Annotated in this window: 19 protein-coding genes and 1 pseudogene; 15 read left to right on the top strand and 5 right to left on the bottom strand. The window is 66.2% G+C overall.

All coding sequences use genetic code 11. From position 1 onward, the window contains the following. The first annotated feature begins 5 nt into the window (after positions 1-5). From gspC to RM532_RS14685, 12 genes are all read left to right on the top strand, one after another. The gene (gspC, locus tag RM532_RS14740) at positions 6-857 is read left to right on the top strand and encodes a type II secretion system protein GspC (RefSeq protein ID WP_311654101.1); all 852 of its coding nucleotides are present in this window, start codon (positions 6-8) and stop codon (positions 855-857) included. Beyond that, positions 854-2,875, top strand: a complete 2,022-nt coding sequence (gene gspD / locus RM532_RS14735) for a type II secretion system secretin GspD (protein WP_311654100.1) — start codon at positions 854-856, stop codon at positions 2,873-2,875. The genes gspC and gspD overlap by 4 nt, the downstream gene beginning before the upstream one ends. A gap of 3 nt (positions 2,876-2,878) precedes the next feature. Beyond that, a complete protein-coding gene (gene gspE, locus RM532_RS14730; RefSeq protein ID WP_311654099.1) occupies positions 2,879-4,360 on the top strand; it encodes a type II secretion system ATPase GspE in 1,482 nt (493 codons plus the stop codon). 42 nt (positions 4,361-4,402) lie between these two features. Then, positions 4,403-5,614, top strand: a complete 1,212-nt coding sequence (gene gspF, locus RM532_RS14725; RefSeq protein WP_311654098.1) for a type II secretion system inner membrane protein GspF — start codon at positions 4,403-4,405, stop codon at positions 5,612-5,614. An 81-nt stretch (positions 5,615-5,695) separates the two neighbouring features. After that, positions 5,696-6,154: a type II secretion system major pseudopilin GspG gene (gene gspG, locus RM532_RS14720; RefSeq protein WP_423246904.1), complete on the top strand. Its 459-nt coding sequence runs from the start codon at positions 5,696-5,698 to the stop codon at positions 6,152-6,154. 27 nt (positions 6,155-6,181) lie between these two features. Continuing rightward, on the top strand, positions 6,182-6,745 hold the full coding sequence (gene gspH / locus RM532_RS14715; protein WP_311654097.1) for a type II secretion system minor pseudopilin GspH: 564 nt from the start codon (positions 6,182-6,184) through the stop codon (positions 6,743-6,745). After that, positions 6,742-7,161 (top strand): type II secretion system minor pseudopilin GspI, encoded by a 420-nt coding sequence (gspI, locus tag RM532_RS14710; protein WP_311654096.1) that lies wholly within the window; start codon positions 6,742-6,744, stop codon positions 7,159-7,161. The genes gspH and gspI overlap by 4 nt, the downstream gene beginning before the upstream one ends. After that, the gene (gene gspJ / locus RM532_RS14705) at positions 7,161-7,787 is read left to right on the top strand and encodes a type II secretion system minor pseudopilin GspJ (RefSeq protein WP_311654095.1); all 627 of its coding nucleotides are present in this window, start codon (positions 7,161-7,163) and stop codon (positions 7,785-7,787) included. The genes gspI and gspJ overlap by 1 nt, the downstream gene beginning before the upstream one ends. After that, on the top strand, positions 7,784-8,713 hold the full coding sequence (gspK, locus tag RM532_RS14700) for a type II secretion system minor pseudopilin GspK (protein WP_311654094.1): 930 nt from the start codon (positions 7,784-7,786) through the stop codon (positions 8,711-8,713). Before gspJ ends, gspK begins: the two co-directional genes overlap by 4 nt. A gap of 87 nt (positions 8,714-8,800) precedes the next feature. Then, complete coding sequence (gene gspL / locus RM532_RS14695) at positions 8,801-9,991, top strand: type II secretion system protein GspL (protein ID WP_311654093.1); 1,191 nt, start codon at positions 8,801-8,803, stop codon at positions 9,989-9,991. Then, entirely contained in the window at positions 9,988-10,479 is a 492-nt protein-coding gene (gspM, locus tag RM532_RS14690; protein WP_311654092.1) for a type II secretion system protein GspM, read from the top strand. Before gspL ends, gspM begins: the two co-directional genes overlap by 4 nt. Next, entirely contained in the window at positions 10,476-11,228 is a 753-nt protein-coding gene (locus RM532_RS14685) for a type II secretion system protein N (RefSeq protein ID WP_311654091.1), read from the top strand. Before gspM ends, RM532_RS14685 begins: the two co-directional genes overlap by 4 nt. A 92-nt stretch (positions 11,229-11,320) precedes the next feature. Here the strand turns inward: RM532_RS14685 and RM532_RS14680 are convergent, their stop codons facing one another. Continuing rightward, complete coding sequence (locus RM532_RS14680) at positions 11,321-12,541, bottom strand: class I SAM-dependent methyltransferase (protein WP_311654090.1); 1,221 nt, start codon at positions 12,539-12,541, stop codon at positions 11,321-11,323. A gap of 123 nt (positions 12,542-12,664) precedes the next feature. On the opposite strand from RM532_RS14680, the gene RM532_RS14675 reads away from it, so the two are divergent. Beyond that, entirely contained in the window at positions 12,665-13,024 is a 360-nt protein-coding gene (locus tag RM532_RS14675; RefSeq protein WP_311654089.1) for a hypothetical protein, read from the top strand. On the opposite strand, the gene RM532_RS14670 is transcribed toward RM532_RS14675, so the two are convergent. Together RM532_RS14670 and RM532_RS14665 are read right to left on the bottom strand one after the other, a co-directional pair. After that, positions 12,969-16,388 (bottom strand): UvrD-helicase domain-containing protein, encoded by a 3,420-nt coding sequence (locus RM532_RS14670; protein WP_311654088.1) that lies wholly within the window; start codon positions 16,386-16,388, stop codon positions 12,969-12,971. The genes RM532_RS14675 and RM532_RS14670 overlap by 56 nt on opposite strands. Next, the gene (locus RM532_RS14665; protein WP_311654087.1) at positions 16,385-19,060 is read right to left on the bottom strand and encodes a PD-(D/E)XK nuclease family protein; all 2,676 of its coding nucleotides are present in this window, start codon (positions 19,058-19,060) and stop codon (positions 16,385-16,387) included. The genes RM532_RS14670 and RM532_RS14665 overlap by 4 nt, the downstream gene beginning before the upstream one ends. 202 nt (positions 19,061-19,262) lie before the next feature. On the opposite strand from RM532_RS14665, the gene RM532_RS14660 reads away from it, so the two are divergent. Together RM532_RS14660 and RM532_RS14655 are read left to right on the top strand one after the other, a co-directional pair. After that, entirely contained in the window at positions 19,263-20,156 is an 894-nt protein-coding gene (locus RM532_RS14660; protein ID WP_311654086.1) for a PHP domain-containing protein, read from the top strand. 464 nt (positions 20,157-20,620) lie between these two features. Beyond that, positions 20,621-21,088 carry a universal stress protein gene (locus tag RM532_RS14655; RefSeq protein ID WP_311654085.1) on the top strand — a complete coding sequence of 156 codons (468 nt, stop codon included), beginning with the start codon at positions 20,621-20,623 and terminating at the stop codon, positions 21,086-21,088. 77 nt (positions 21,089-21,165) lie between these two features. Here RM532_RS14655 and RM532_RS14650 read toward each other — a convergent pair. Together RM532_RS14650 and RM532_RS14645 are read right to left on the bottom strand one after the other, a co-directional pair. Next, positions 21,166-21,904 (bottom strand): annotated as a pseudogene (locus RM532_RS14650) (transposase); the annotation flags it as partial. A 125-nt stretch (positions 21,905-22,029) separates the two neighbouring features. Beyond that, a complete protein-coding gene (locus RM532_RS14645; protein ID WP_311654084.1) occupies positions 22,030-22,470 on the bottom strand; it encodes a hypothetical protein in 441 nt (146 codons plus the stop codon). Between the last annotated feature and the right edge of the window lie 112 nt (positions 22,471-22,582).

The following is a 22,582-nucleotide window of genomic DNA, read 5'->3' as shown; positions in this document are numbered from 1 at the left end:
GATTGATGTCTGACACCCTGATCCAAATGGTCAAGGGCCACTACGGCCAAGTCATGTGGTTGATGCGGCTGGTCCTTGCCGTACTCATCGGTCTTGCCGCCGCCGAGTTCTTCTGGTCGGCGTGGCCGGGCCCGGGTTTCGTCGAGCCGCGCGCAGCAAGCGGGAATACCGGCGAGGCACAGGAGGCCGTGTCCGTTGACGTCTCCCGGATTGCGTCATACGAGCTATTCGGCGTGAAGGCGCAGGATGACAGCGCTGACCGTTCCGTGATCGACGCCCCCGAAACCCGCCTGAATCTGACGCTGACCGGCATCGTCTCCAGCGACCGCAACGGACGGTCACGAGCCCTGATACGCTCTGATCGCGGTGACCAGAAGCCGTACTCGGTTGGCGACACCATCGCCAACGGCGTCAAGCTCCACGATATCTACTACAACCGCGTGATTCTCGATCGCGGCGGCCGTTACGAGACGCTGACGCTGGAGCAGGAAAAGGCGGAGGGCGTGGAGCGTGTCGCTGCATCTGAGGATGTCAGCAACGAGGTTGCCGAGTCACTGGCCGACGTGCGTAACGAGCTCCTCGAAAATCCCTCCAAAATGTCCGAATATGTACGCTTCCGGCCACACAAGGTGGGCGGGGAGCTGAAGGGATACCGGATTTACCCCGGCAGCAATCGCAGGCTTTTCCAGCAGGTCGGTCTCCGGCCGGGTGAGCTGGTGACGGCGGTCAACGGCACACCACTGACCGAAACGCGAGCTGCAATGAACGTGCTCGGCAATCTGGCCGAAGCCGATAGTTTGACCGTCACGCTTGAACGCGGTGGCGAACAGCGCACAGTGAGTGTCAGCTTTCAATGAAACATACCGCACCCAGCATTTTTCTCACGCTTCTGCTGACACTCGGCATCAGCGCCAGCGTCGTCGCACAACAGACGCCGGAGGGTATCGAGGCCGTCAACGGGGAGTCCTTCACCCTCAATTTCAAGGAAGCCGACATCACCGCGCTGGTCGCGACGGTCAGCGAGGTCACCGGGCGCAATTTCGTGGTGGACCCGCGGGTCAAGGGGCAGATCACCGTTCTCTCGGCCGAACCGATGACGCCCGATGAGCTGTACGAAACCTTTCTTTCGGTGCTGGAAGTACACGGATTCTCCGCCATCCCGGCCGGTGAAGTGACCAAGATCGTGCCCCAGGTCAACGCCAAGCAGGACGGCGGTTTCGGCGGCGACACCGCCACCCGGGAGGACATCATCACCCGGGTGATTCAGGTGGACAACGTGCCGGCCGACCAGCTGGTGCCCATCCTGCGCCCGCTGGTGCCGCAGTACGGGCACTTGGCGGCCTACCCGGCGTCGAATATCCTGATCATTTCCGATCGCCAGACCAACGCCGACCGGCTGGTTCGGCTGGTCGGCCAGATCGACCGCGAAGGCAATCGCGACATCGAGCGGGTACAGCTGGACAACGCAACCGCCACCGAGGTGGTGCAGGTCATCACCCAGCTCAAGGGCGAAGCCAGCAAGGAGGCCCCCAGCGCCGACGACTTCAGCGTGGTGGCCGATGAACGCACCAACAGCGTGATCATCGCCGGCGACCCGTCCAGCCGGCTGCGGCTGCGGGCGATCATTGCCGATCTGGACACGCCGGTGGACCAGGACGGCGGTACCCAGGTGATCTATCTGGATTACGCGGACGCGGAAACCCTGGCCCCGATTCTCCAGACCTTCGCCGAAAACCAGTCGGAGCAGGGAAACCGCGGCGGCAACAACACCGCCAGCCAGTCGGCCAGCATCAACGTCATCGCAGAACCCGGCGCCAACGCCATCGTGGTCAACGCACCTGCCGACGCCATGCGTGAAATCCGCTCGGTGATCGATCAGCTCGACATCCGCCGTGGACAGGTGCTGGTGGAAGCAATCATCGCCGAAGTCAGCATAGACCGCTCGCGCCAGCTCGGCATCGACACCGCCGTGTTCGACGACAACACCGCGGTGGCAGGCAGCATCCTGGATAACGACACGCTGGAAGCCATTCCGGCGCTGGCCGGCAACGGCACCCCGCTGGGCCTGATCCAGCAGGGTCTGAATTTTGGCATCGGCGACCTGAACTCGGACGGCACCAGCTTCGCCGTTCTACTCAAGGCCCTGTCAGGCGACTCCAATACCAACGTGCTGTCCACCCCGTCGCTGCTGACGCGCGACAACGAGGAAGCCGAAATCCAGGTGGGCCAGGAAGTGCCCTTCATCACCGGCAACTTCACCAATACCGGCACCGGTGGTGGCGGCACCGGCGGCAATCTCAACCCGTTCCAGACGGTGGAACGCCGCGACGTGGGCCTGACCCTGACGCTCACCCCGCAGATCAACGCCGGCAACACCATCCAGCTGACGCTGGCGCAGGAGATTTCCAGTATTGCCCAGGGTACCTCTGGCGCAGTGGACCTGATCACCAACCAGCGCACGCTCAACACCTCGGTCGAGGTCGAAAACGGCCAGATTCTGGTACTGGGCGGGTTGATCGACGACAACCTCACGGAATCCGAGCAGAAGGTGCCGATCCTGGGCGACATCCCCTTGCTGGGGGCGCTGTTCCGGTCGCGTGAGGTGGAACGCAGCAAGCGCAACCTGCTCAATTTCATCCGTCCCACCATCCTGCGTGGCGACGGCGCCGCGGGCTACTACACCCGCAAGAAGTACAACTATATGCGCAATCTTCAGCAGGAACAGCAGAAGACCGGCATCCCGCTGATGCCGGATGACGCTCGGCCACAGCTGCCACCGATCGAACGCTATGAGGACATCCCGGTATTCCCGGATGGCAATGGTGCCGAAGGCGCGGAAAGCAGCGTGCCGCAGACCGGCAACGATATCCGCTAGACCATGAGCGAACCCGTCCCCCACCTGCCGTTTGCCTTCGCCAAGCGTTACGGACTGATGTTCGGCCGCGATACCGACGAGGGCCTGGAACTGAATTGCATCAACGATGCCGACCCGGTCGCCATCGCCGAGGCCCGGCGCGTGGCCGGCCGCCCACTGCATCTGCTGCCGGTGGCTCGCGAACAGTTCGATTCCCTGCTGCAGGCCAGCTACGAGGGCAATGCCAACGAGTCCATGCAGATCGTCGAGGGCCTGGAAGACGATGAAATGGACCTGTCCACGGCGGCCAAGGCGCTGTCCGAGCCGCAGGATCTGCTGGAATCGGCGGACGACGCACCCATCATCCGGCTGATCAACGCCCTGCTGACCGAGGCAATCAAGGAGAATGCGTCCGACATCCACATCGAGCCGTTCGAATCGCGCCTGACCGTGCGCTTCCGGGTGGACGGCGTGCTGCGCGAGGTGCTGCACCCGCCGCGCCAGCTCGCGCCGGTGCTGATTTCACGCGTCAAGGTGATGGCGCGGCTGGATATCGCCGAAAAGCGCCTGCCCCAGGACGGCCGCATCTCGGTACGCATCGCCGGCCGCCCGGTGGACATCCGCGTGTCCACCATTCCGTCGGGCAACGGCGAGCGGGTGGTGATGCGCCTGCTCGACAAGCAGGCCGGGCGGCTGGACCTGCCGCAACTGGGCATGCCCGAAGCGACCCTGGCGGACATGGACGCGCTGGTGCACAAGCCCCACGGCATCATCCTGGTCACCGGCCCGACCGGTTCGGGCAAGACCACCACGCTGTACGCGTCGATCACCCGCATCAATGACCGCACGCGCAACATCATGACGGTCGAGGATCCGATCGAGTACTACCTCGATGGCATCGGCCAGACCCAGGTCAACACCAAGGTGGAGATGAGCTTCGCCCGCGGCCTGCGCGCCATCCTGCGCCAGGACCCGGATGTGGTGATGATCGGCGAGATCCGCGACCTGGAAACCGCCGAGATCGCCGTGCAGTCCTCGCTGACCGGCCATCTGGTGCTGTCCACCCTGCATACCAACACGGCGGTGGGCGCTATCGCCCGGCTACGCGACATGGGGGTGGAGCCGTTCCTGCTGGCCTCCAGCGTGATCGGCATCATGGCCCAGCGTCTGGTGCGGGTGCTGTGCCCGGAATGCCGCGTGCCCTATACCCCTGATCATGCCGAGTGCACTCTGCTGAGCGTGGATCCGGCGAATCCGCCGCAGATCTACCATCCCGGTGGCTGCGATCACTGCAACAACAGCGGCTTTCGCGGGCGCACCGGCATCTACGAGCTGGTGGTGGTAGGCAACGAGATGCGTACCCTGATCCACGACGAGGCCGCCGAGCACGTGCTGGAGCAGGAAGCCCGCAAATACACCCAGAGCATGCGTGCCGACGGCCGGCGCAACGTGCTCAGTGGTGTCACTACCCTAGAGGAAGTCCTCCGGGTGACCCGTGAAGAGTAGCCGCATGATGCCCGGGCATTCCGGCCCGCGGACGACCTGACAATGGCGGCCTTCGAATACACGGCCCTGGACGCGCGCGGCCGGGAGAAACGCGGGGTGCTGGAAGGCGACGCCCCGCGGGCGATTCGCGCCCAGCTCCGGCAACAGGGCATGACGCCGCTGGATGTGCGCGAGGTCGCCGATCGCAGCGGCAAGCGCCGGCTGTTCCAGTTCGAACGCGGGATGCGGGTTACCGAACTGTCGCTGTTCACCCGCCAGCTGGCCACCCTCGCCCACGCCGGCATGCCCATGGAGGAAGCCCTCAAGGCGGTGGCCGAACAGACCGACAACGCCCGGTCGCAGCGCATCATCATCGGGGTACGCTCCCAGGTGGTGGAGGGACAGACCCTGGCCGCGGCGCTGGAGAAGTTTCCCGGCAGTTTCGACGAACTGTTCCGGGCCACGGTGGCCGCCGGCGAGCAGTCCGGCCGGCTGGACGAAGTGCTGGAGGGCCTGGCTGACTACGTGGAAGATCAGCAGGCCATGCGCCAGAAGATCATGGGCGCCCTGCTCTACCCGGCGTTCCTGAGCGTGGTGGCCATCGGCATCGTGATCGCCCTGCTGGCCACCGTGGTGCCGGATCTGGTGAAGGTGTTCGAAAGCATCGACGCCGAGCTGCCCGCACTCACCCAGATTCTCATCGCCATGAGCGATTTCGTGCGAGCCTGGGGCTGGCTCATGGGCATCGGCGTGGCCGCCCTGGTGGTGGCGTTCCTGTGGGCGATGCGCCGGCACAGTTTCAAGCGACGATTCCACGCCCAGGTCCTGCGTCTGCCCCTGATCGGCCGCTTCGCCCGTGGCGTCAACACCGCGCGCTTCACCCGCACCCTGTCCATTCTCACCCGCAGCGGCGTGACCGCGCTGGACGCCATGACCATCGGCGCCGAAGTGGTCAGCAACATCCCCATGCGCGAGGCCATCAACCGGGCCGCGCGCAAGATCCGCGAGGGCGAGGCCATTCACCGGGCGCTGGGCGCAGAACGATTCTTTCCGCCCATCACCCTGCACATGATCGCCAACGGCGAGCTATCCGGCGAACTCGAAACCATGCTAGCCCGGGCCGCCGATCATCAGGAACGCGAAGTGGAAACCCTGCGCCAGGGTGTCATGGGTATTCTCGGTCCGGCGGTGATCCTGCTCATGGGCGGGCTGGTGCTGATGATCGTGCTGGCGATCCTGCTGCCGGTGTTCGACCTCAATCAGCTGGTGCAGTAGGCCGGAACACGCCCGAGCCGGCACGGTCAGTGTGGATAAATACGGCAACAACGCGCCGATACCCGGCGCCATTCGGAGTCAATGATGCGCAGACAGATACCCGCCCGCATGGGCCGGCAACAGGGTTTCACCCTGATCGAGATCATGGTGGTGGTGGTGATTCTCGGCATTCTCGCAGCCATCGCGGTGCCCCGGATCATGGACCGACCGGACGTCGCCCGGGTAACCAAGGCCAAGCAGGATATCCGCGTGATCGAAAGCGCCCTACAGCTATACCGGCTGGACAACTTCCAGTACCCGAGTACCGAGCAGGGTCTGGAGGCGCTGGTGGAAAAGCCGACCTCGCAACCGGAACCCCGCAACTGGAAATCCGGCGGCTACCTGGATCGGGTACCTACCGACCCCTGGGGCAATCCCTATCAATATCGCAATCCCGGCGAACACGGCGAGATCGACGTGTTCACCCTGGGCCGGGACGGTCGCCCCGGCGGCGAGGAAATGGATAGCGACATCGGTAACTGGAACGCCGACGAGGCCTGATCCGGGCCGGATCCGAACCTGTCGATCATGCGTCAACGCGGTTTCACCCTGCTGGAGATTCTGGTGGTGATGTTCATCATCAGCATCATCGTGGGTTTCGCCGTGCTGTCCATCGACAGCCGCGGCGGCGAAGACCGACTTCAGCGGGAAGCCGAGCGCATGCAGGCGCTGTTGTCTCTGGCCGCCGACGAGGCAATCCTTTTCGGCAGCCAGATGGGCGTGGACTTCACCCCCGAGGGCTATCGTTTCCTGCGGCTCCAGCAAGAGGGCTGGGTCCCGCTGGCCGGCGGACAGACCCCGCTGCGGCCCCGCCAGCTGCCGGATGGGGTGAAGCTGCGGCTGCTCGAGGCCGAGAGCAACAAGGACCGCTTCGACCCGCTGGCGCCGGGTGGCCCGAATGATGCGGCGACCGAAGAAGACGATAAGGATGAGGAGGAGCGTCGGCGGCCTGATCTGCTGTTGCTGTCCAGTGGTGAGATCAGCCCGTTCCAGTTCGAGCTGTTCTCGGAGGGCGTGGCCGCCCGTTATCTGTTCGAAGGCGAGATCACCGGCAAGATCGAGATGCGGCGGGAAACGCCGGCCGGCACATGAGGCGACGTCACGCCGGTTTCACCCTGGTGGAAGTGCTGGTGGCCACGGCGGTGCTGGCTCTGGCGCTGACCGTATTCATTACCGGCGGCACCCAGTATGCCGGCCACGCCCACTACATCCAGGAGAAGACCCTGGCGCAGTGGGTGGCCCGCAACCGCATGGTGGAATACGACACCAACCCGCAGTGGCCCGACACCGGCCGCGACGACGGCACGGTGGAAATGGGCGGCCGGGAATGGGAATGGCAATCGGAAGTCGAGGAAACCCAGGATCCGGTGGTCCGCCGGGTGGACATCCAAGTGTTTCCGGTCAATGCCGACACCGGCGATGTCGCCGATTCCCCGCTGACCACGCTCAGCGGCTTTCTTACACAGCCCGCCGGCACGGCCGGCGCCAGTACAACCACGACCCAGTGATGCACCGGACCCGCGGTTTCACCCTGGTCGAACTGCTGGTGGCCCTGGCGGTGTTCGGCATCATGGCGGCCATGGCCTATGGCGGCCTGACCAGCGTCATCGACACCCGCGAGGGCATCGATCGATCGCTGGCACGTACCCAGGATCTGCAGACCACCCTGTTCCGCATGCAGAACGATCTGGAACAGACCGTCAGCCGGCCGATACGGGATGCCTACGGTGATCCGCAGCCCGCCATGGTCGGGTCGGCCGACACCGGCATCGTGTTCACCCGCACCGGCTGGTACAACCCACTGCAGGTGCCTCGCAGCGATATGCAGCGGGTCGGGTACCGCATCGACGAGGACGACAACCTCATCCGCGTGCACTGGTCGGTACTGGATCAGGCCCAGGACAGCACCCCGATCGAGCAGACCATGCTCGAAAATGTGGATACCATCGAATGGCGCTATCTCGACGCCAACCGCGAGTGGGTGGACCGCTGGCCGCCGCAGACCGCTGCCGGCAGTCTCGCCACCGGCCAGGATCCGGACGCACCGCTGCCGATCGCGGTGGAACTGCGGCTGGACACCGACCACTGGCAGGACATCCGCTTCCTGTTCCAGATTCCGGGCGCGGAATCGTGAACCGGCAGCGCGGCGTGGCCCTGCTCACCGCCTTGATGGTGGTGGCCCTGGTAGCGATGCTCGGCGCCGGCATGCTCACCCGCATGAACATCGCCATGCACCGGGGCGGCAACCTGTGGCTGGATCAGCAGGCACTGTGGTACGCGGTCGGGGTGGAGAGCTGGGTGGGTGAAATCCTGCGCCGCGACCGCGAGAACAACCAGACCGACAGCCTGGAAGAGCCCTGGGCCCAGCCGGTGGACTATCTGCCAATCGAGGGCGGCGCCATTTCCGGCCGGGTCATCGACCTGCAGGGCCGGTTCAATATCAACAATCTGGCCGGCGGACAGGCCCAGCAGGCGCTGGACCAATTCATCCGCCTGGTCCAGCTGGTGAGCGAGACCGATGCCGTCACCGCCCGCGCCGTGGCCCAGAGCACCCGCGACTGGATCGACGCCGATATCCAGCCGACCCTGCCCGACGGAGCCGAGGACGACTACTATCTCGGCCTGTCGCCGGCCTACCGGACCGCCAACCGGCCGATGACCGACGTGTCCGAACTGCGCAGCGTGCGCGGGATGAACGCCGAACTGTTCCAGCGCCTGGCGTCCTACATCACCGCCCTGCCCACCGCCACGGCCATCAACGTGAATACCGCCCCCGCCCCGGTGCTGGCCTCCATCGCCGAGGGCATCGACTTGGCCATGGCCACCGATCTGGTGGAACAGCGCGAGGAAGCCGCGTGGGAAAGCGTGGAAGCATTCCTGCAGACCGAAACCCTGGCCGGGCGCGAGATCAATGCCGAGAATCTCAGCGTGGCCAGCAGCTACTTCATGGCCAGCGGCCGGGTATCGGTGGACCGGGTCAGCGTCTCTTTCGCCAGCGTGTTGCAGCGCGGCGACCGCGGCGGCACCCGGGTCATCCGGCATCAGCGCAATGCCCTGTAATAACGAACCCATGCAAGCAGCTTCAGGACGCCATCTGCCGGGACCCTACCGGCCGCCGAACGATCGGTTTCCGGTAGAATCGCGCCCGTGAGTGAATCCCAGGCCATTCTCGTTGACGCGCACGGTCAGCTGTACGCGGCGCAGGGCGACGGACTGGTGCCTGCCGAGCCCGCCGATCTGCCGACGGACGCGAGCCTGACCCTGGTCGTGCCCGGCGAGGACGTGCTGCTTTCGTCCGTGGATATCCCGCCGGTCCGCCAGGCCACCCGCCGCCGGCAGGCGGTGCGCTTCGCGCTGGAGGATCGGCTGGCGCAGCCGATCGACGAGCTGCACATCGCGATCGGCCCGCGCACCCCGGGGGGCGAATTCCCGGCGGCCATTGCCGCCCACGACTGCATGGAAGCCTGGCTGGCCGCGATCGGCGAGCGGGCCCCGCAGGTGGTGGCCATCGTGCCCGACTATCTGTGCCTATCTCTACCGCATGAGGGCGAGGCCGCCCTTTACCTGGGCGGCGACCGCGCGCTGGTCCGGATCGGTCCGTTCCGGGGGTTTTCCTGTGAACTCTCGCTGGCGCCGGCCCTGCTGCGGCGCGGCGATGAAGACATCCCCCTGCATGTCGCTACCGACGGCAGCGAAGCGGCCGAACAGGTGATCACACGGCTGCGCGACCGCGGGTTCACCGTGGAGGGCGCCACAACCGCCGTCCCCGCGACCAATGCCGCAAGTCTGCTGCACGCGGCCTCCATCCGGCCGCCTATCAACCTGCTGCAGGACATCTACGCCCCGCGCTCGGCCAGCGACGAATGGCTGCAGCCGCTGCGGCCGGGGCTGATCATGCTGAGCCTCTGGGTTGTTCTGCTGCTGGGCGGGCAGGCACTGGAATACCGCGAACTTGCACGCGAGCAGGCCCAGATGCGGGCCTTTGCCGAGGAACAGTTCCGGGCTGCATTTCCGGACGTGAACAACGTCAACAATCTTCGCCTGCAGGCCGAGAACGAAATCCGCCAGTTGCGCGCCCGTCAGGGCACGGCGGGTCTGTTCCCGTTACTGCAGGCCACCGCCGATGCAGTGGGCCCGGCTTCGGCGCTGTCGATCGAATCCTTCCAGTTCCGTAACGGCGAACTGTTCGTGAACCTGCGCGGCGACAGCGTGCAAAGCGTGGAAGTATTGCGCAGCGGTTTCGCCGACAACCGCGTGGCACGGCTGGAAATCGAAAGTGCCGATGCCGGTAACGACGGCGTCCAGATCCGGGCAAGAATCAGCCCGGCCGCATCATGAAGCAGTGGCTGAACAGCCTCGCCCCGCGCGAACGCCTACTGGTACTGGGTGCCGGACTGGTGGTGCTGGGAGCGGTGTTCTTTCTGGCCGTCTGGGAGCCCCTGTATCAGGGCTCGGCAGACCTCGAAACCGAAATCGAACGGGACCGCGAGCTGGCCGGCTGGGTGGCCGGCCTCAAGGATGAAGCCCAGCGTCTGCGCCAACAGGCAAGCCGTCAGTCCATCCAGGGCCGTGACGATTCACTGCTGTCGGTCATCGATCAGACCAGCCGCGAGCGTGACCTGGGTAACAGTATTCAGCGGATCCAGCCGGAAGGCGACGACCAAGCCGCCGTCACCGTGAACAACGCGGACTTCAATACCCTGCTCCAGTGGCTGCGCGAACTGCAGCAGCGCTATGGCGTGACCGTGGAAGCGCTTACCGTGAGCCGCAGCGACGACAGTGATGGCATCGAAGCGCGCATGACCCTGCAACGATCAACCGAATGAACTGGAAACTGGTTATCCTGGCCGGGGTGCTTGCCCTGGTGGTCGGCCTGGTCTGGCGGCTCCCCGCCACGGTGGCGTCGGGCTGGGTGCAGTCGGCGGTGCCCAACCTGACCCTGGCGGGCACCGAAGGCACCGCGCTGTCGGGCCGTGCGGGGCACGTACTCTACGAAGATATCGCGCTGGAAGATGTCTCCTGGCAGCTCCGCCCCCTGCGGCTGCTGATCGGCCAGGTAGCGGTACAATTGTCCACCGCCACCGATGTCGGCCGTATCGAGGCCTCACTGCGACGCGGCCTGAGCGGCAATCTGAGCGCCGGGCCGGTCAACGGCCAGGCCTCGCTGGCCTGGCTGGCCCGCCGGGCAGGCTATACCTTCGTGCCGCTCAGCGGCAGCCTGATCCTGGCGATCGACAACGCCGAACTCGACAGCGCCGGTCAGGTGCAGACGCTGACCGGGCGCGTCCAGGCGCGCGGCCTGCAATGGGATCTGCTCAAACCACCGGCACCGATCGGCAACTTCGTCGGCGTGGTCTCGGGCGAAGCGGGCGACCTGCAGCTGACCATCGAGGAAGCGGATGGCCCGGTGGATGTCGAGGGCCAGGCCAGCCTGGCCGCCAACGGCATCTACCGCCTCGATCTACGGCTGCGCGCCCGGGCCGGTGCCGACGATCGACTGAAAAAGCTGATCGACCAGCTCGGCCGACCGGACAATCAGGGCTGGTATCCGATCGTGGAGCGCGGCCAGCTGTAAGCTTTCAGACTGCCTGCCGGTGTGGATGGGCGGATTTCCCTCGCCGGACCACCCCTGCCACTAACGGACGCGCACGTCCTTGAAAGCGGAATCTACGCGCTGGCCGAAAACCGCGATTCCGGCAACTCGGACTGGTAGAGGTAGTCGCGGGCCAGCGGCACGCTATCGTTGGCATCCGCCATCTGACACTGGAACACCACCAGGTCACCCCAGGTGAACAGAGCCTCGCAGGCCTGCAGGTAGAACTCCCAGGTGCGGCAGAAGCGTTCGCCCAACCGGTCGCGGAACTCGCCGCGAACCGCCTGGAAGCGTTGGTGCCAGGCGCGCAGTGTCAACGCATAGTGGCGCCTCCAGACTTCCAGGTCGGACAGCACCAGCCCGCTGCGCTCCAGGGGACCGGCGACTTCGGACAGCGCCGGGATATAACCGCCCGGAAACACATGCCGTGAAATCCAGCTGTCGCTGTCCGCCGGCGGGCCGGACCGGCCGATGCTGTGCAGGAGTACCCGACCACCGTCGGCGAGCAGATCGGCAACCGTGCCGAAGAACACTGGGTACTGAGGCCGACCGACGTGCTCGAACATGCCCACGCTGACGATAGCGTCGTAACAACCCCGGTGCTCGCGATAATCGCGTAGGAAGAACCGCAGGCGATGATCCAGACCCCGCTCGGTCGCCCGCCGGCAGGACTCCCGGTACTGATCATCCGACAGGGTCAGGCCGTCGACGTGCACGTTGCGGGTCTCGGCCAGATAACGGCCCAGGCCACCCCAGCCGCTGCCAATGTCCAGCACCCGGTCGCCCGGCCGCAGACACAGCTTGCGGGCAATGTGCTCGCACTTGGCCTGTTGGGCCGCTTCCAGCGTCATGCCGGGACGCGGGAAGTAGGCGCAGGAATAATGCAGTTCAGGGTCCAGGAAACGCCGGAACAGATCGGCATCCAGATCATAGTGCGCCTGCACGTTGCGCCGCGCCCGGCGCCGTCCGTTGCGTTCGACCATCAGCCGATGCAGACGCCGTAGCAGGCGCGCGCCCGGCCCCTCGCTACCGCCGGAACCGGCCGGCGCATTGAGGAAGTACAGCTGGAAAAGCGGCAACAGGCCATGCCCCTGCGGCCACCAGTCGCCATCGACATAGGCGTCACCGAGAGCGAAATCGGGATTTCGCAGAACCCGGGTCAAAACCCGGTGATTACGCATGGTGATGGCGGCCTCAGGCTGGCCTTCACCCAGGCAGATGGTCTGCCCCGACTGCTGCAGATGAATGCGCAGGCAGCCCCGCTGAATCAGACGTTGCAACCAGTCCAGACGCATGACGTCGTTTCCGTGCCAATTCTGATATGTATCCCGGATTTGAAAAATACCATGGGTTTCCAGCGGCCGCCACCGACAGGCTTTGCGTAGAATGAAGCCATACTCACCGGGAGACACACCATCATGATAGGCCGTCAATCCATCGCCTTGTGGCTGGTCGCCGCCGTCGGCTTCGGCCTGATCGGTTACGGCGGCTATCTCTGGGTCAGTCACGAACCGCTGGACGAGGGCGGCGTCGATCTGGCCGTGGAGTTCGCCTATCAGGCGGACCTGGCCCGCATGCGAGCACAGGTCGAGGACTTCGAGGCCAGCGATCAGTGGGAGGAGACCCGCCGCGCGGCCCTGCGGGAAGAAGTGCTGAAATCGGTCAACGAACCCCGGGCACGCGGCCAATCGTTCATGATCGCCGGCGTAGGCGCGCTGATCTTCAGCGTGGGTCGGTTGTTCCTGGCGCCGTTGGCCCGGCGTTCGGATTCGGGCTGAACGCCCGCCAGCCACCCAGCATCGGGTAGTACAGTCCCAGCCGGATCGGCCGGTCCTCGAGCGCGGCAAACAGCTGGGCGTAGTCCTCGAGTTGCGCCCGGTAGCGCTGCTGTTCGCGGTCCAGAAAGGCCTCGGTGTTTCCGCCCTCGTGAGCCCCGGTCTTGTAATCGACGATCCAGCGCACGCCGTCGACGATAAAACAGCGGTCGATTACCGCGTGCACCAGTCGGTCGTCGACGAACCCCGACAGCGCGAACTCGCAGCGGGCCTGCTCGTGATCGGCCAGCAGCCAGCGGCCGTGCTCGTCGGCCAGCGTGGCAGCCACGGTCGCGTGCACCCGCTCGGCGAGCTTGCCCACCCGGTCGCGGGCGATGCCGGTTTCCGCCAGCGCCGCCGCCATGGCCGCGCGCTCCGCATCAAGACGAGTTCGATCCCAGTTCGCTAGACCGGTCTGGGCGATCCGCTGCAGCCAGCGATGCACCACGGTACCCACATGGCGGGCTTCCTGACCGGCCCAGTCGAACGCTACCATCCCGCCCGCAGCGGCCCGATCCGGCACCGGCACGGCCCCGACACCCAGCCCCGCCGGCGGGTTCGGCAGCTGCCAGTCCGCCACCAGACGGCGCGGCGGCGGCACCACCCGTTCCCGGCTGGACGCCGCGGTGCCGGGTTCCACGATCGCCGCCACCTGATCCGCCAGGGCCGGCCACAGTCGGGCGAGCAGACTGCCGGTGGCCGGCCTGCCGGCCTCGCCGTTGACGTGACCCAGCAGGTGCAGCCGCTGGCGGGCGCGGGTGGCCGCCACGTACAGCAGCCGTGTGTCCTCCAGGCGAGCCTTCTCCCGATCCAGACCCCGCAGGTAATCGGCGATCGGATCACGGCGCTGATCCACCCCGGCGATCGGGGCCAGCAGCAGCTCGCTGCGACCGTCACCGGCCAGACGATCCCCGGGCAGTTCGGTCCAGGCCAGCAACGCCGGGTCATCCTGACCGGTGCGGCGACCCAGCCCCGGCACCAGCACCAGATCGAACTCCAGCCCCTTGGCCTTGTGCAGGGTCATTACCTGGAGGTTGGGATCGGCCGCCGGGTCCGGCGGGGCGAAAAGCCGATCCACACGGTCGGCCAGCCGGGCGAAATCGGCGATGTCCCCGCCCTCGTCGAGGTCATCAACCAGATCGAAATAGGCCCCGGCCGCGTCCAGCGCTGCATGATCGTCCGCCGCCGCCGGCCCGCCCAGCGCCAGCCAGGTGCCCTCCACCCAGCGGCGCAGGCCGCGCCGGCCCCGCTCGGCCAGGGCATCGGCCAGCACCGCCGCCACCCGATCGGCACGTGATCGACTGGGCTTCGGCAGGAGTGCGCGGGCGTTGGCATCAAGCAGACGGGCGGGCACATTGGTGTCGTCATCACCCGGCGTCAGAGTGAGCAGATCGGTGAGGGAAAGCCCGCACCACGGCGCCCGCAGGATCGACAGCCAGCTGAGCCGATCACCCGGGTGCAGCAGCGCTCGGGTGAGCGCCTGGAGATCCCGCACCACCGGGCGGTCGGCCAACGCATCGAGCTCCACCGCCTGGGCGCGCAGACCGGCCGCCGCCAGCCGCGGCATCAGCCGCGCCACATGCGTGCGACCGCGGACCAGCACGGCAATGCGCACGGCCGGATCGGCCAACCGGGCAGCACGAATAATCTCGGTCATGCGGCCCGCCTCGGCATCCGGATCCAGGGCATCGAACACATGCAGGTGTACGGCATCGTCCGGCAGCGCCGGCTGCTGCGCCTCGGCCGGGGCATAGGCCACCGCCCCGGCTGCGGCATTCTCCTCCTCCGGCGCCGGCATCAGATCCGGAAACACTTGATTCACCCAGTCGATCACCCCCGCTTGCGAACGGAAGTTGGCGGTGAGGCGACAGAAACTTAGCGAAACACCCCCGAGGCCCTGGGCCGCCGCCTGGAGAAACAGCCCGACTTCCGCCTGCCGGAAACGGTAGATCGACTGCATCGGGTCCCCCACCAGGAACAGGGTCCGTCCGTCGTCGGCCTCCCAGCCGGCCACCAGCTGTTCCAGTAACCGGAACTGGGTCAGCGAGGTGTCCTGGAATTCATCCACCAGCAGATGCCGGATTCGATGATCCAGCGCCAGCGCCAGATCGGTGGGCGCCTCGGGGCTGCCCAGCGCGCGCTGGGCACGCAGGGTCATCTCGATGAAGTCGACCTCCCCCCGTTCCGCGAATACCAGCTGCAAATGCCCCGCAGCCAGCTTGAGCAGCGTCAGCAATGCCTCGATCAGCGACCACTGCGCGTCGGTGTAGCCGGCCGGCGGCAGGGCGGGAACCGCGGCCAGCGCCTCGATCAGGCCGGGGGCGGCGGCGAGCTCCTCGATCAGCGCCGTCATCCGGGCCTTCATGTCCTTCGCCAGATCCGGATCCGCCGAATCGCCGGGCGCAATGAAGCCGATACTGCGATCCACCCGCTTGCGCCAGCCCGGATCGGGCGGCTTGGTTATCAACAGGCTGCACAGTCCCTGCCACAGGCGCAAACCCTCCGGATCGGCCTCGGGCAGGCCACGCAGGCCGCGCAATGCCGCCACCGGATGGTCGCCCTGCCCGCTCGCATCCAGATTGGCCGCGGCGTAGCGGGCCAGCGTCGCCAGTTCGGCGACGCAGGCGCCGGGCACCCGGTCGATCACCCGATCGAGCCCGACGCAGAGTTGCCGCCGCAGCCCCGCCTCCAGCTGCGGCCGGGTCAGCCGCAGATCGCTCTCGTCGGCCACCAGCCGCAGCCACTGATCGCGGCGGCCGAGCATGCCGGCCAGCAGGCCCTCTACGCGATCCAGATCGTTGCCCATGTGGGTCAGCAGCCTGGCCACCGCGTGCCGCCACTCGTGGCCGCGTTCGAGCTCACCCAGAAGCCGGCGGGCTGCCTCGTGGTAGAGCTCGGCCGGGGCCTCGGCGATACCCGGCTGCGCGCCGAAGGCCGACAGCATCGGCATCTGTCGGGTAATGCCGGCACAGAGGGCGTCCAGGGTCTGAATTCTCAGACGCCCGGGATAGGCGGTCAGATCCCAGCCCCCGGCATCGCTGTGCCGGGCGGCCGCACGGGCCAGCGCATGGGTCCGGCGATCATGCTCGGCCGCCGGTTCCGGCCCGTCCGCCGCCTCCATAGCCGCGATCAGGCGCTGGCGAATTTCTCCCGCGGCCTTGCGGGTGAAGGTCAGCGCGACCACCTCCTCGGGCTCATCCACGGTGGCCAGCAGCGCGAGAAACCGCTGGATCAGTAGCGCCGTCTTCCCCGAGCCGGCCGGGGCCTGGACGATCAGGCTGCGGCCAGGATCGATGGCCCGAGCCCGCTCCGCGGTATCGGCGGTCATCGGGCTGCCTCCGCCGGGTCGGCTTCTTCCTCGACCGCGCCCGCCCCGTGAATACGACAGAAAGTGGCGAGATCACAGGTGCGGCAGGTGGTGCTGCCGTTCTTCGGGTCCACCGCCGCCTCGCCGTGCCGGAATGCCGTCGCCAGGCTGGTGAGCACCGCCTGCCAATCATCGAGTTGCTGCGTCCAGTCCGCGGCCGAACGGTGCTGCGCGCCTGCCGGGCCATCGTCGCCGCAGATCATCCCGCAGAAGCCCGGGTCGTCGGCCCGGACGCGTGCCGCCAGCACGCCGGTCACCGGGCTGTCCGCCACCAGGGCGTATACCGGCAGCTGCGGCTGATCGGGACGCTCACCCTCGAGGAACGCAGTGCCGGCGATGCGCCCGGTCTTGTAGTCGATCACCAGATGGTTGCCACCACGCAGCCGGTCGATCCGATCCAGCCGCAAGCTGATCGACAGGCCGGCCAGCTCGATGGTGCGGGGCTGCTCGCGCGCCACCACTGTGAACGGCGGCCGCTGTTGCTCCTGCGCCAGCCAGGTTCGCAACAGGCGCTGCAGGGTATCGGCCTCCACTGCCCTGAGCCGGTCGGTGTAGGTACGCGGGCGCCGACGGGCAAGGCGTTCCACGGCATCGGCCACCACCTCGGCAATCAGGCCTTCCAGCGCCACGCTGTCGCGCGACAGCAGCGTGCGCTGGTCTCCCAGCTGGCGCCACAGCCGCTCCAGCGCCTGGTGGACGAGCTGCCCGCGATCGCGGGCATCCGGCCCGGTACGCGGTTCCTCGAGAGCTCGCGCGGCAAGGCGATACCGAGCCACTGCCTGGAATGGACAGGCGGACTGCGATGCCAGCACCCCGGTGCCGCCGTCCACCGGCCCGGCCGGAAACGCCGGCACGCTGTCGTCACGAAAGAACTCGATTGCCTGGCAGGCATGAACGAGATCGCGAAAATCCAGCAGACCGGAGGCATGCGACGGGTGCTCGCGAACCGGCCAGTGCCGGATCAGCGGGCTGGGTCCAGTAGCGCGGTCCTCGCGGCGGGCCGGATGGCTGACCACCAGATGCGTAGCCGAGTCCTGCAAACGGGCCAGCTGACGGCGGGCATAGGCGAGTTCCCGGGCCGGGGTGGCGTGAGGCATGTCCGCCTGGCGCTGGCGCTGCAGCGGCAGCCAGGGGTTGGGCCACGCGGGGACCGGCCAGCGTTCGTCGTCGACGCCCACCACCCACAGGTAATCGAAGGTCTGGCCGGCGGCTTCCAGTGGCCCGAGCACCTGAATAGGCCGATCCGGCTGGCGGGGCTGGAACGGCAGCTCCGAGGCCATCCGCTGCAGGCGGGCGAGTGCCGGTTTCACCGCCATCGGTTCCGCGACCGGGTCCAGCGAGGCGAAACGATCCAGCAGCCCGCCCCAGGCCTCGGTGACCTGAAACTCGTCGCTGGTCAGCGACCGCTGGCCCGGCCAGTCGGCGGCGGTCAGGCACTGGGAAAAGCGGGCCGCCCAGGCGCCGGGGTGCTGGCGCCCCGCCGATTCCCGGTGATGCACGAACAAGCGTTGCAGCAGATTCACGAAATGCGGGGCCACGGCCTGATCTGCGATATCGGTCTGCGCCCGCGCCATGCCCAACAGATCCGACAGCCAGATCTCCCGCTCGCCGCGACGGCGCAGGCGTGCATCCAGTCTGGCCCGGGCGTCCGCCTCGGCCAGGCCGCCCTCTAGATAAGGCGAACGCAGCAGCGTGCCGAGTTCGTTGCAGTCGATCACGCCGGTCATCAGCTGCAGGATGTTGAACGCCCCGCGCACCAGCGGATAGCTGTCCAGCGGCGGCCCCAGCGACACATTGAAGGCGCGTTCGGCATGCGGCTGCCCCGGCAGCACCCGACCGGGATGGAGGATGTCAGCAAACACCCGCATTACCCGCCGCCGCTGGGACGCCAGGTCGCCGACCACCACGCCGATGCGCGCCGCCGGATCGGCCTGCAGACACGCCCGCGCCCATGCGGCGGCCTGAGCCAGCTCGCCTGCCTCGTCGGCGAGCGTCAGCCACTCTGCGGACTGATTTCGCGCGACCGGATCATGCCGGGTCACGGTCACGCCGGCACGGGTCATGGCATCAAGCAGGCGTTGCTGCTGCGGAGCCAGCTCGTCGATACCCGCCAGGATCACGGTGATCGGCAGCAGCAGCTGGTCACGCTGTATGCGTTCCGCCAGCGCCGCCGGCAGCCGAGCCTCGTCCAGCCAGCCATGCCGGTCGCACTGCTGTTCGAAGCGCCGAGCCCAGCGGCCGAAGGCGCGGGCATCGTCACCCACCGGGTCATCCGGGGCCGGAATCCCGATCTCCCAGTCCCGGGCCAGTTGCCAGGCTTCCGCCACCTGTGCCGCCGTGCTGCCGATACCGAGCAGGCCCTCGCCAATACCGGACTCCCGGATGACCCGCTCCCAGACCAGCCGCGTCTGGGTGGCGTCCAGCAGGATGCGCGGAGAACGCTCGGCGTGGCTGCCTTGCCACAGCGATATCAGCCACGCGCCCCAGGGCAGGATGGCCGGCGTGGCCCAGGCGCGCCGGCCGGCGGCCTGCTGGTGACGAGCATAGTCGTCCTGCAGCGCCCGGGCCAGGCGCCGGTTGCCGGTTACCAGCACCGCGCCGTTGTCCAGGCCTTCGAGCAGTTTCTGATCCATCGCGGGTCCGGCTGACAGCTGTCTGAGTCTATCAGCCGGGCGCAGGATCGCCGATGCGTTAGTCTGTGCTTACCGACGCAGCCAAAGCCCCCTACATTCATTGGTTGTCCGGTCGCAGCGCTCGATCGCTGCGTCCAGGTTCAAATTGCGGGATGCTATCGCGCCGCCTGCAACCGGATTCGCCCAGACGGGGCCTCAATCGATGTCCACTGCTGATTGCCGCGAGCCAGCCCGAATCGACCTGCATACCCATTCGACCGCCTCTGACGGCACGCTGACGCCGGCGGCACTGGTACAGGCGGCGCATGCCGGCGGAGTGCGTGCCCTGGCGCTGACCGATCACGATACCGCGGACGGTCTGGGCGAGGCGAATATCGCCGCTGCCGAGTTGCATCTGCGGTTGGTGCCCGGCGTCGAGATCTCCGTCACCTGGGAAAAGCGCACGTTGCACATCGTCGGGCTCGGCTTCGACGCCGCGCATCCGGGCCTGCGGGATCTGCTTGCGGACCTGCAGCAATGCCGCGCCGCGCGGACAGATGCCATGCTGGAACGCCTCGACCGAATCGGCGTAGCGCGGGCCCGGGAACGCATCGAAGTGCTGGCGGCCGGTGGCCAGATCACGCGGGCGCATTTCGCGCGGCTGCTGATCGAGGACGGTCGCTGCCAGACCACCAAGCAATGCTTCAAGCGCTTTCTGAACCCCGGTAAACCGGCGTACGTCAACGCGACCTGGGCCGGACTGCAGGAAACAGTGAGCCATATCCACCAGGCGGGCGGCGTGGCGGTGCTGGCCCATCCCCTGGCCTACAACATGACCGGCGCCTGGCGGCGGCGCATGCTGGACGCCTTCCAGGCCGCCGGCGGCCGGGCAATGGAGGTGGTCTGTGGCAACAGCACCCCGAACGGCATTGCACAAATGGCCGAGGCGGCCACCGGCCGCGGACTGCTCGGATCGGTGGGCTCCGACTTTCACAGCCCGGATCAGCGCTGGCTGCGTCTGGGCCGGCCGCTCACTCTGCCTGCCGCGGTCGCACCGGTATGGGACGACCCGGCGCTGGCCCGCTGGTTCAGCGAAGCACGAGACATTTCCCGCTAGGCGCCCCGCACCCCCGGAACTCGCCACAAGCATGGCGACAAATCAGGCCCGAAACCCAAAGGCACGAGGCCCGTTTAAGTTGTGCAATCACAGAATCTCAAGCGAACCAAACTAACCATGAAGCCCTTTTCGCACCGATATCATGGCTCTGCCCCCGGCACGGCCTTGGGCGAGGCGAGGGTTTCGGTGGCTGGCCTGCCGGCTCCCGCTACCGCCCCTCAATCCGATTTCGACTGCCCCGAGGGATATTAGTATCGGTCGCGAGAAATATTGTTGTTGGACGGTGTAGCCGATTGATTTTTAACTTATGTTCCATACATCGGCTCGAGCGGGCAACCGGACAGGCGGAATACCACCCGACAAGCCATACCCGGGCGGTGCTCATCAAATGATCCAGATCAATTTCACCACTCGACAACGCTCATACGTTTCATCAACTAGGTAACGGTATTAGGAGTTGACTAATGAGTGGAAAAATTCTTGTTCCGATCGATCTCAATCACGAGGCCGTGATACAGGGTGTATTGCAGCAGGCAAAGGAGATCGCAGGCGTTCGCGACGCGACCATCGATCTACTGACGGTCGTGCCAGATCTCGATATGGGGGTCATGCCTTACATATCCCGCGATCAGGTGGAGTCTCTCACCAACACTGCTCAGAAGCGTCTGGAAGACGTCGCCCGAGAGCAACTCGGTAACGCATTTGAATGGAAGGCTGACGCCGTGATGGGCCGAATCGCACGGACTATTATCGACATCGCAGAAAAGCGTGACGCGGACCTAATCATCATGGCCTCGCACAATCCAGCGTTTTCCGACCTGTTGTTCGGTAGTGTAGCCAGCCAAGTCGTCAGGCACGCCAAGCGCTCGGTGCTGATTGTGCGACCGAATGCAGCCGAATCCTCCGAAAAAGACAATCACGATAGCGTCTAGCAATAAGCAAGGTGGCACCCCCGAGTTGCTCCCGACATCGAGACGTAGGGACCGGGTCAAGGCTAGGCCATTGGCGTTCGGTTACTGATGATCTGTGCCAAACAGCGGATCACGCGGGTACTGGGCAGCGACAGGTCGATCTCCATGCCCAGGCCCTGGCGGTTGTGGTCATCCAGCACGTTGAGCACCCGGAAGCTGCGGCCGTCGGCGAGCTGGTCGTGCAGGAAGTCCATCGACCAGACCTGGTTGATGGCCCTGGGCACCGTCAGCGGCTCGGGCCGGTCGCGTTTCAGGCGCTTTTTCGGCTTGATCCGCAGGTTCAGTTCCAGCTCGCGGTAGATTCGATACACTCGCTTGTGGTTCCAGCCATAGCCCTTGACGTTGCGCAGGTACAGAAAGCACAGACCAAAGCCCCAGTTGCGCTGGTTGTGGGTCAGCCGGATCAGCCAGTCGGCGATGCGTGCGTTGTCCGCTGACAGCCGGGGCTGGTAGCGGTAACAGGTCGGGCTGATCGACAGGGCCGCGCAGGCCAGCCGGATGCTCACGCCCCCGGACGGCGACGATTTTTCGGGCCATCTCACGCCGCTGAGATGGCCTTACCATTTTCCCTCGATCACCTCCTGACGAATCTCGGCCTTGACGGCGGTTTTCGCCCTCAAGCTCCTTGAGCCGCTTCATCAGCGCGGCGTCCATACCGCCGTACTTGCTGCGCCATTTGTCGAACGTCGCACGGCACAACTCGGGCACCGGCACGCCGTTTTCGGCCTGCTTGAGAATCGCCAGGTTCTGGCTGTCGCTGTATCGGGATTTCTTCACGCAGAACCTCCTCGGTCCAGATTGCGAGAAAATTCCGCTTCTAAACAGCGCTGATTTCCAGGGGGATTACCCCGCGGCCTCATCGATTCGGTAACATCGCGCGGTCGATTACCGAGTTGTCGCGGTCACTCCCGGCCTTCCCGCATCCGGCTTGCCATGATGCCGATATCGAAAAGTTCGCGTCGGTGCAACGCGAAGAGTTCAGAGGTGGAAACCGTGACCCCCGGCGGGGTCGCCGCGACCTGCAGCAGGCGCTCCACCGCAGACTCGACGTACGCCGCCCACTGGATTATCGACTCAACGTCGACGCTTGCCAACGTCGGCGATCGTGCGGAGAGCCAGGCCTCCGGCCGCGGAATGTGAACATCGTCATCGACTCGTGCCAGAATCTTGCGAGTTCCCACGTCCAGGCGCTGCTCGCGTGCCGCCAGATATCCCAGGAGAAGTTCTGCCGACGCCGTGTCGGCGACGCCACGCATATCCCGATACGCGGCCTCAGCACGCTGGTGGATGACGGCCACCCAGCGGACAAGATCACTCAGGGTCCATTCGTACTCGACACTCATTCCAGGCTCTCCGCAGCATTCGCACGCAATATCCCTGACAGTCATGCCCCGATCATTGATGCAGATCAGCTTCGCGGAAACTGATGCAGGTCAACGATGCCGCGGTGAGCCC

This window comes from Spectribacter hydrogenoxidans (genome assembly GCF_031846275.1).
In the GTDB taxonomy this organism is placed as follows: domain Bacteria; phylum Pseudomonadota; class Gammaproteobacteria; order Nevskiales; family Salinisphaeraceae; genus Spectribacter; species Spectribacter hydrogenoxidans.
The sequence above is the reverse complement of the archived record's forward strand: the minus strand, read 5'-3'. Positions and strand labels throughout refer to the sequence as shown.

Bases quoted from the DNA above. Each gene is read 5' to 3' on its own strand.
- gspC (WP_311654101.1), top strand. From the start codon at position 6: ATGTCTGACACCCTGATCCAAATGGTCAAGGGCCACTACGGCCAAGTC.
- gspD (WP_311654100.1), top strand. From the start codon at position 854: ATGAAACATACCGCACCCAGCATTTTTCTCACGCTTCTGCTGACACTC.
- gspE (WP_311654099.1), top strand. From the start codon at position 2,879: ATGAGCGAACCCGTCCCCCACCTGCCGTTTGCCTTCGCCAAGCGTTAC.
- gspF (WP_311654098.1), top strand. From the start codon at position 4,403: ATGGCGGCCTTCGAATACACGGCCCTGGACGCGCGCGGCCGGGAGAAA.
- gspG (WP_423246904.1), top strand. From the start codon at position 5,696: ATGATGCGCAGACAGATACCCGCCCGCATGGGCCGGCAACAGGGTTTC.
- gspH (WP_311654097.1), top strand. From the start codon at position 6,182: ATGCGTCAACGCGGTTTCACCCTGCTGGAGATTCTGGTGGTGATGTTC.
- gspI (WP_311654096.1), top strand. From the start codon at position 6,742: ATGAGGCGACGTCACGCCGGTTTCACCCTGGTGGAAGTGCTGGTGGCC.
- gspJ (WP_311654095.1), top strand. From the start codon at position 7,161: ATGCACCGGACCCGCGGTTTCACCCTGGTCGAACTGCTGGTGGCCCTG.
- gspM (WP_311654092.1), top strand. From the start codon at position 9,988: ATGAAGCAGTGGCTGAACAGCCTCGCCCCGCGCGAACGCCTACTGGTA.
- RM532_RS14685 (WP_311654091.1), top strand. From the start codon at position 10,476: ATGAACTGGAAACTGGTTATCCTGGCCGGGGTGCTTGCCCTGGTGGTC.
- RM532_RS14680 (WP_311654090.1), bottom strand. From the start codon at position 12,541: ATGCGTCTGGACTGGTTGCAACGTCTGATTCAGCGGGGCTGCCTGCGC.
- RM532_RS14675 (WP_311654089.1), top strand. From the start codon at position 12,665: ATGATAGGCCGTCAATCCATCGCCTTGTGGCTGGTCGCCGCCGTCGGC.
- RM532_RS14670 (WP_311654088.1), bottom strand. From the start codon at position 16,388: ATGACCGCCGATACCGCGGAGCGGGCTCGGGCCATCGATCCTGGCCGC.
- RM532_RS14665 (WP_311654087.1), bottom strand. From the start codon at position 19,060: ATGGATCAGAAACTGCTCGAAGGCCTGGACAACGGCGCGGTGCTGGTA.
- RM532_RS14660 (WP_311654086.1), top strand. From the start codon at position 19,263: ATGTCCACTGCTGATTGCCGCGAGCCAGCCCGAATCGACCTGCATACC.
- RM532_RS14655 (WP_311654085.1), top strand. From the start codon at position 20,621: ATGAGTGGAAAAATTCTTGTTCCGATCGATCTCAATCACGAGGCCGTG.
- RM532_RS14645 (WP_311654084.1), bottom strand. From the start codon at position 22,470: ATGAGTGTCGAGTACGAATGGACCCTGAGTGATCTTGTCCGCTGGGTG.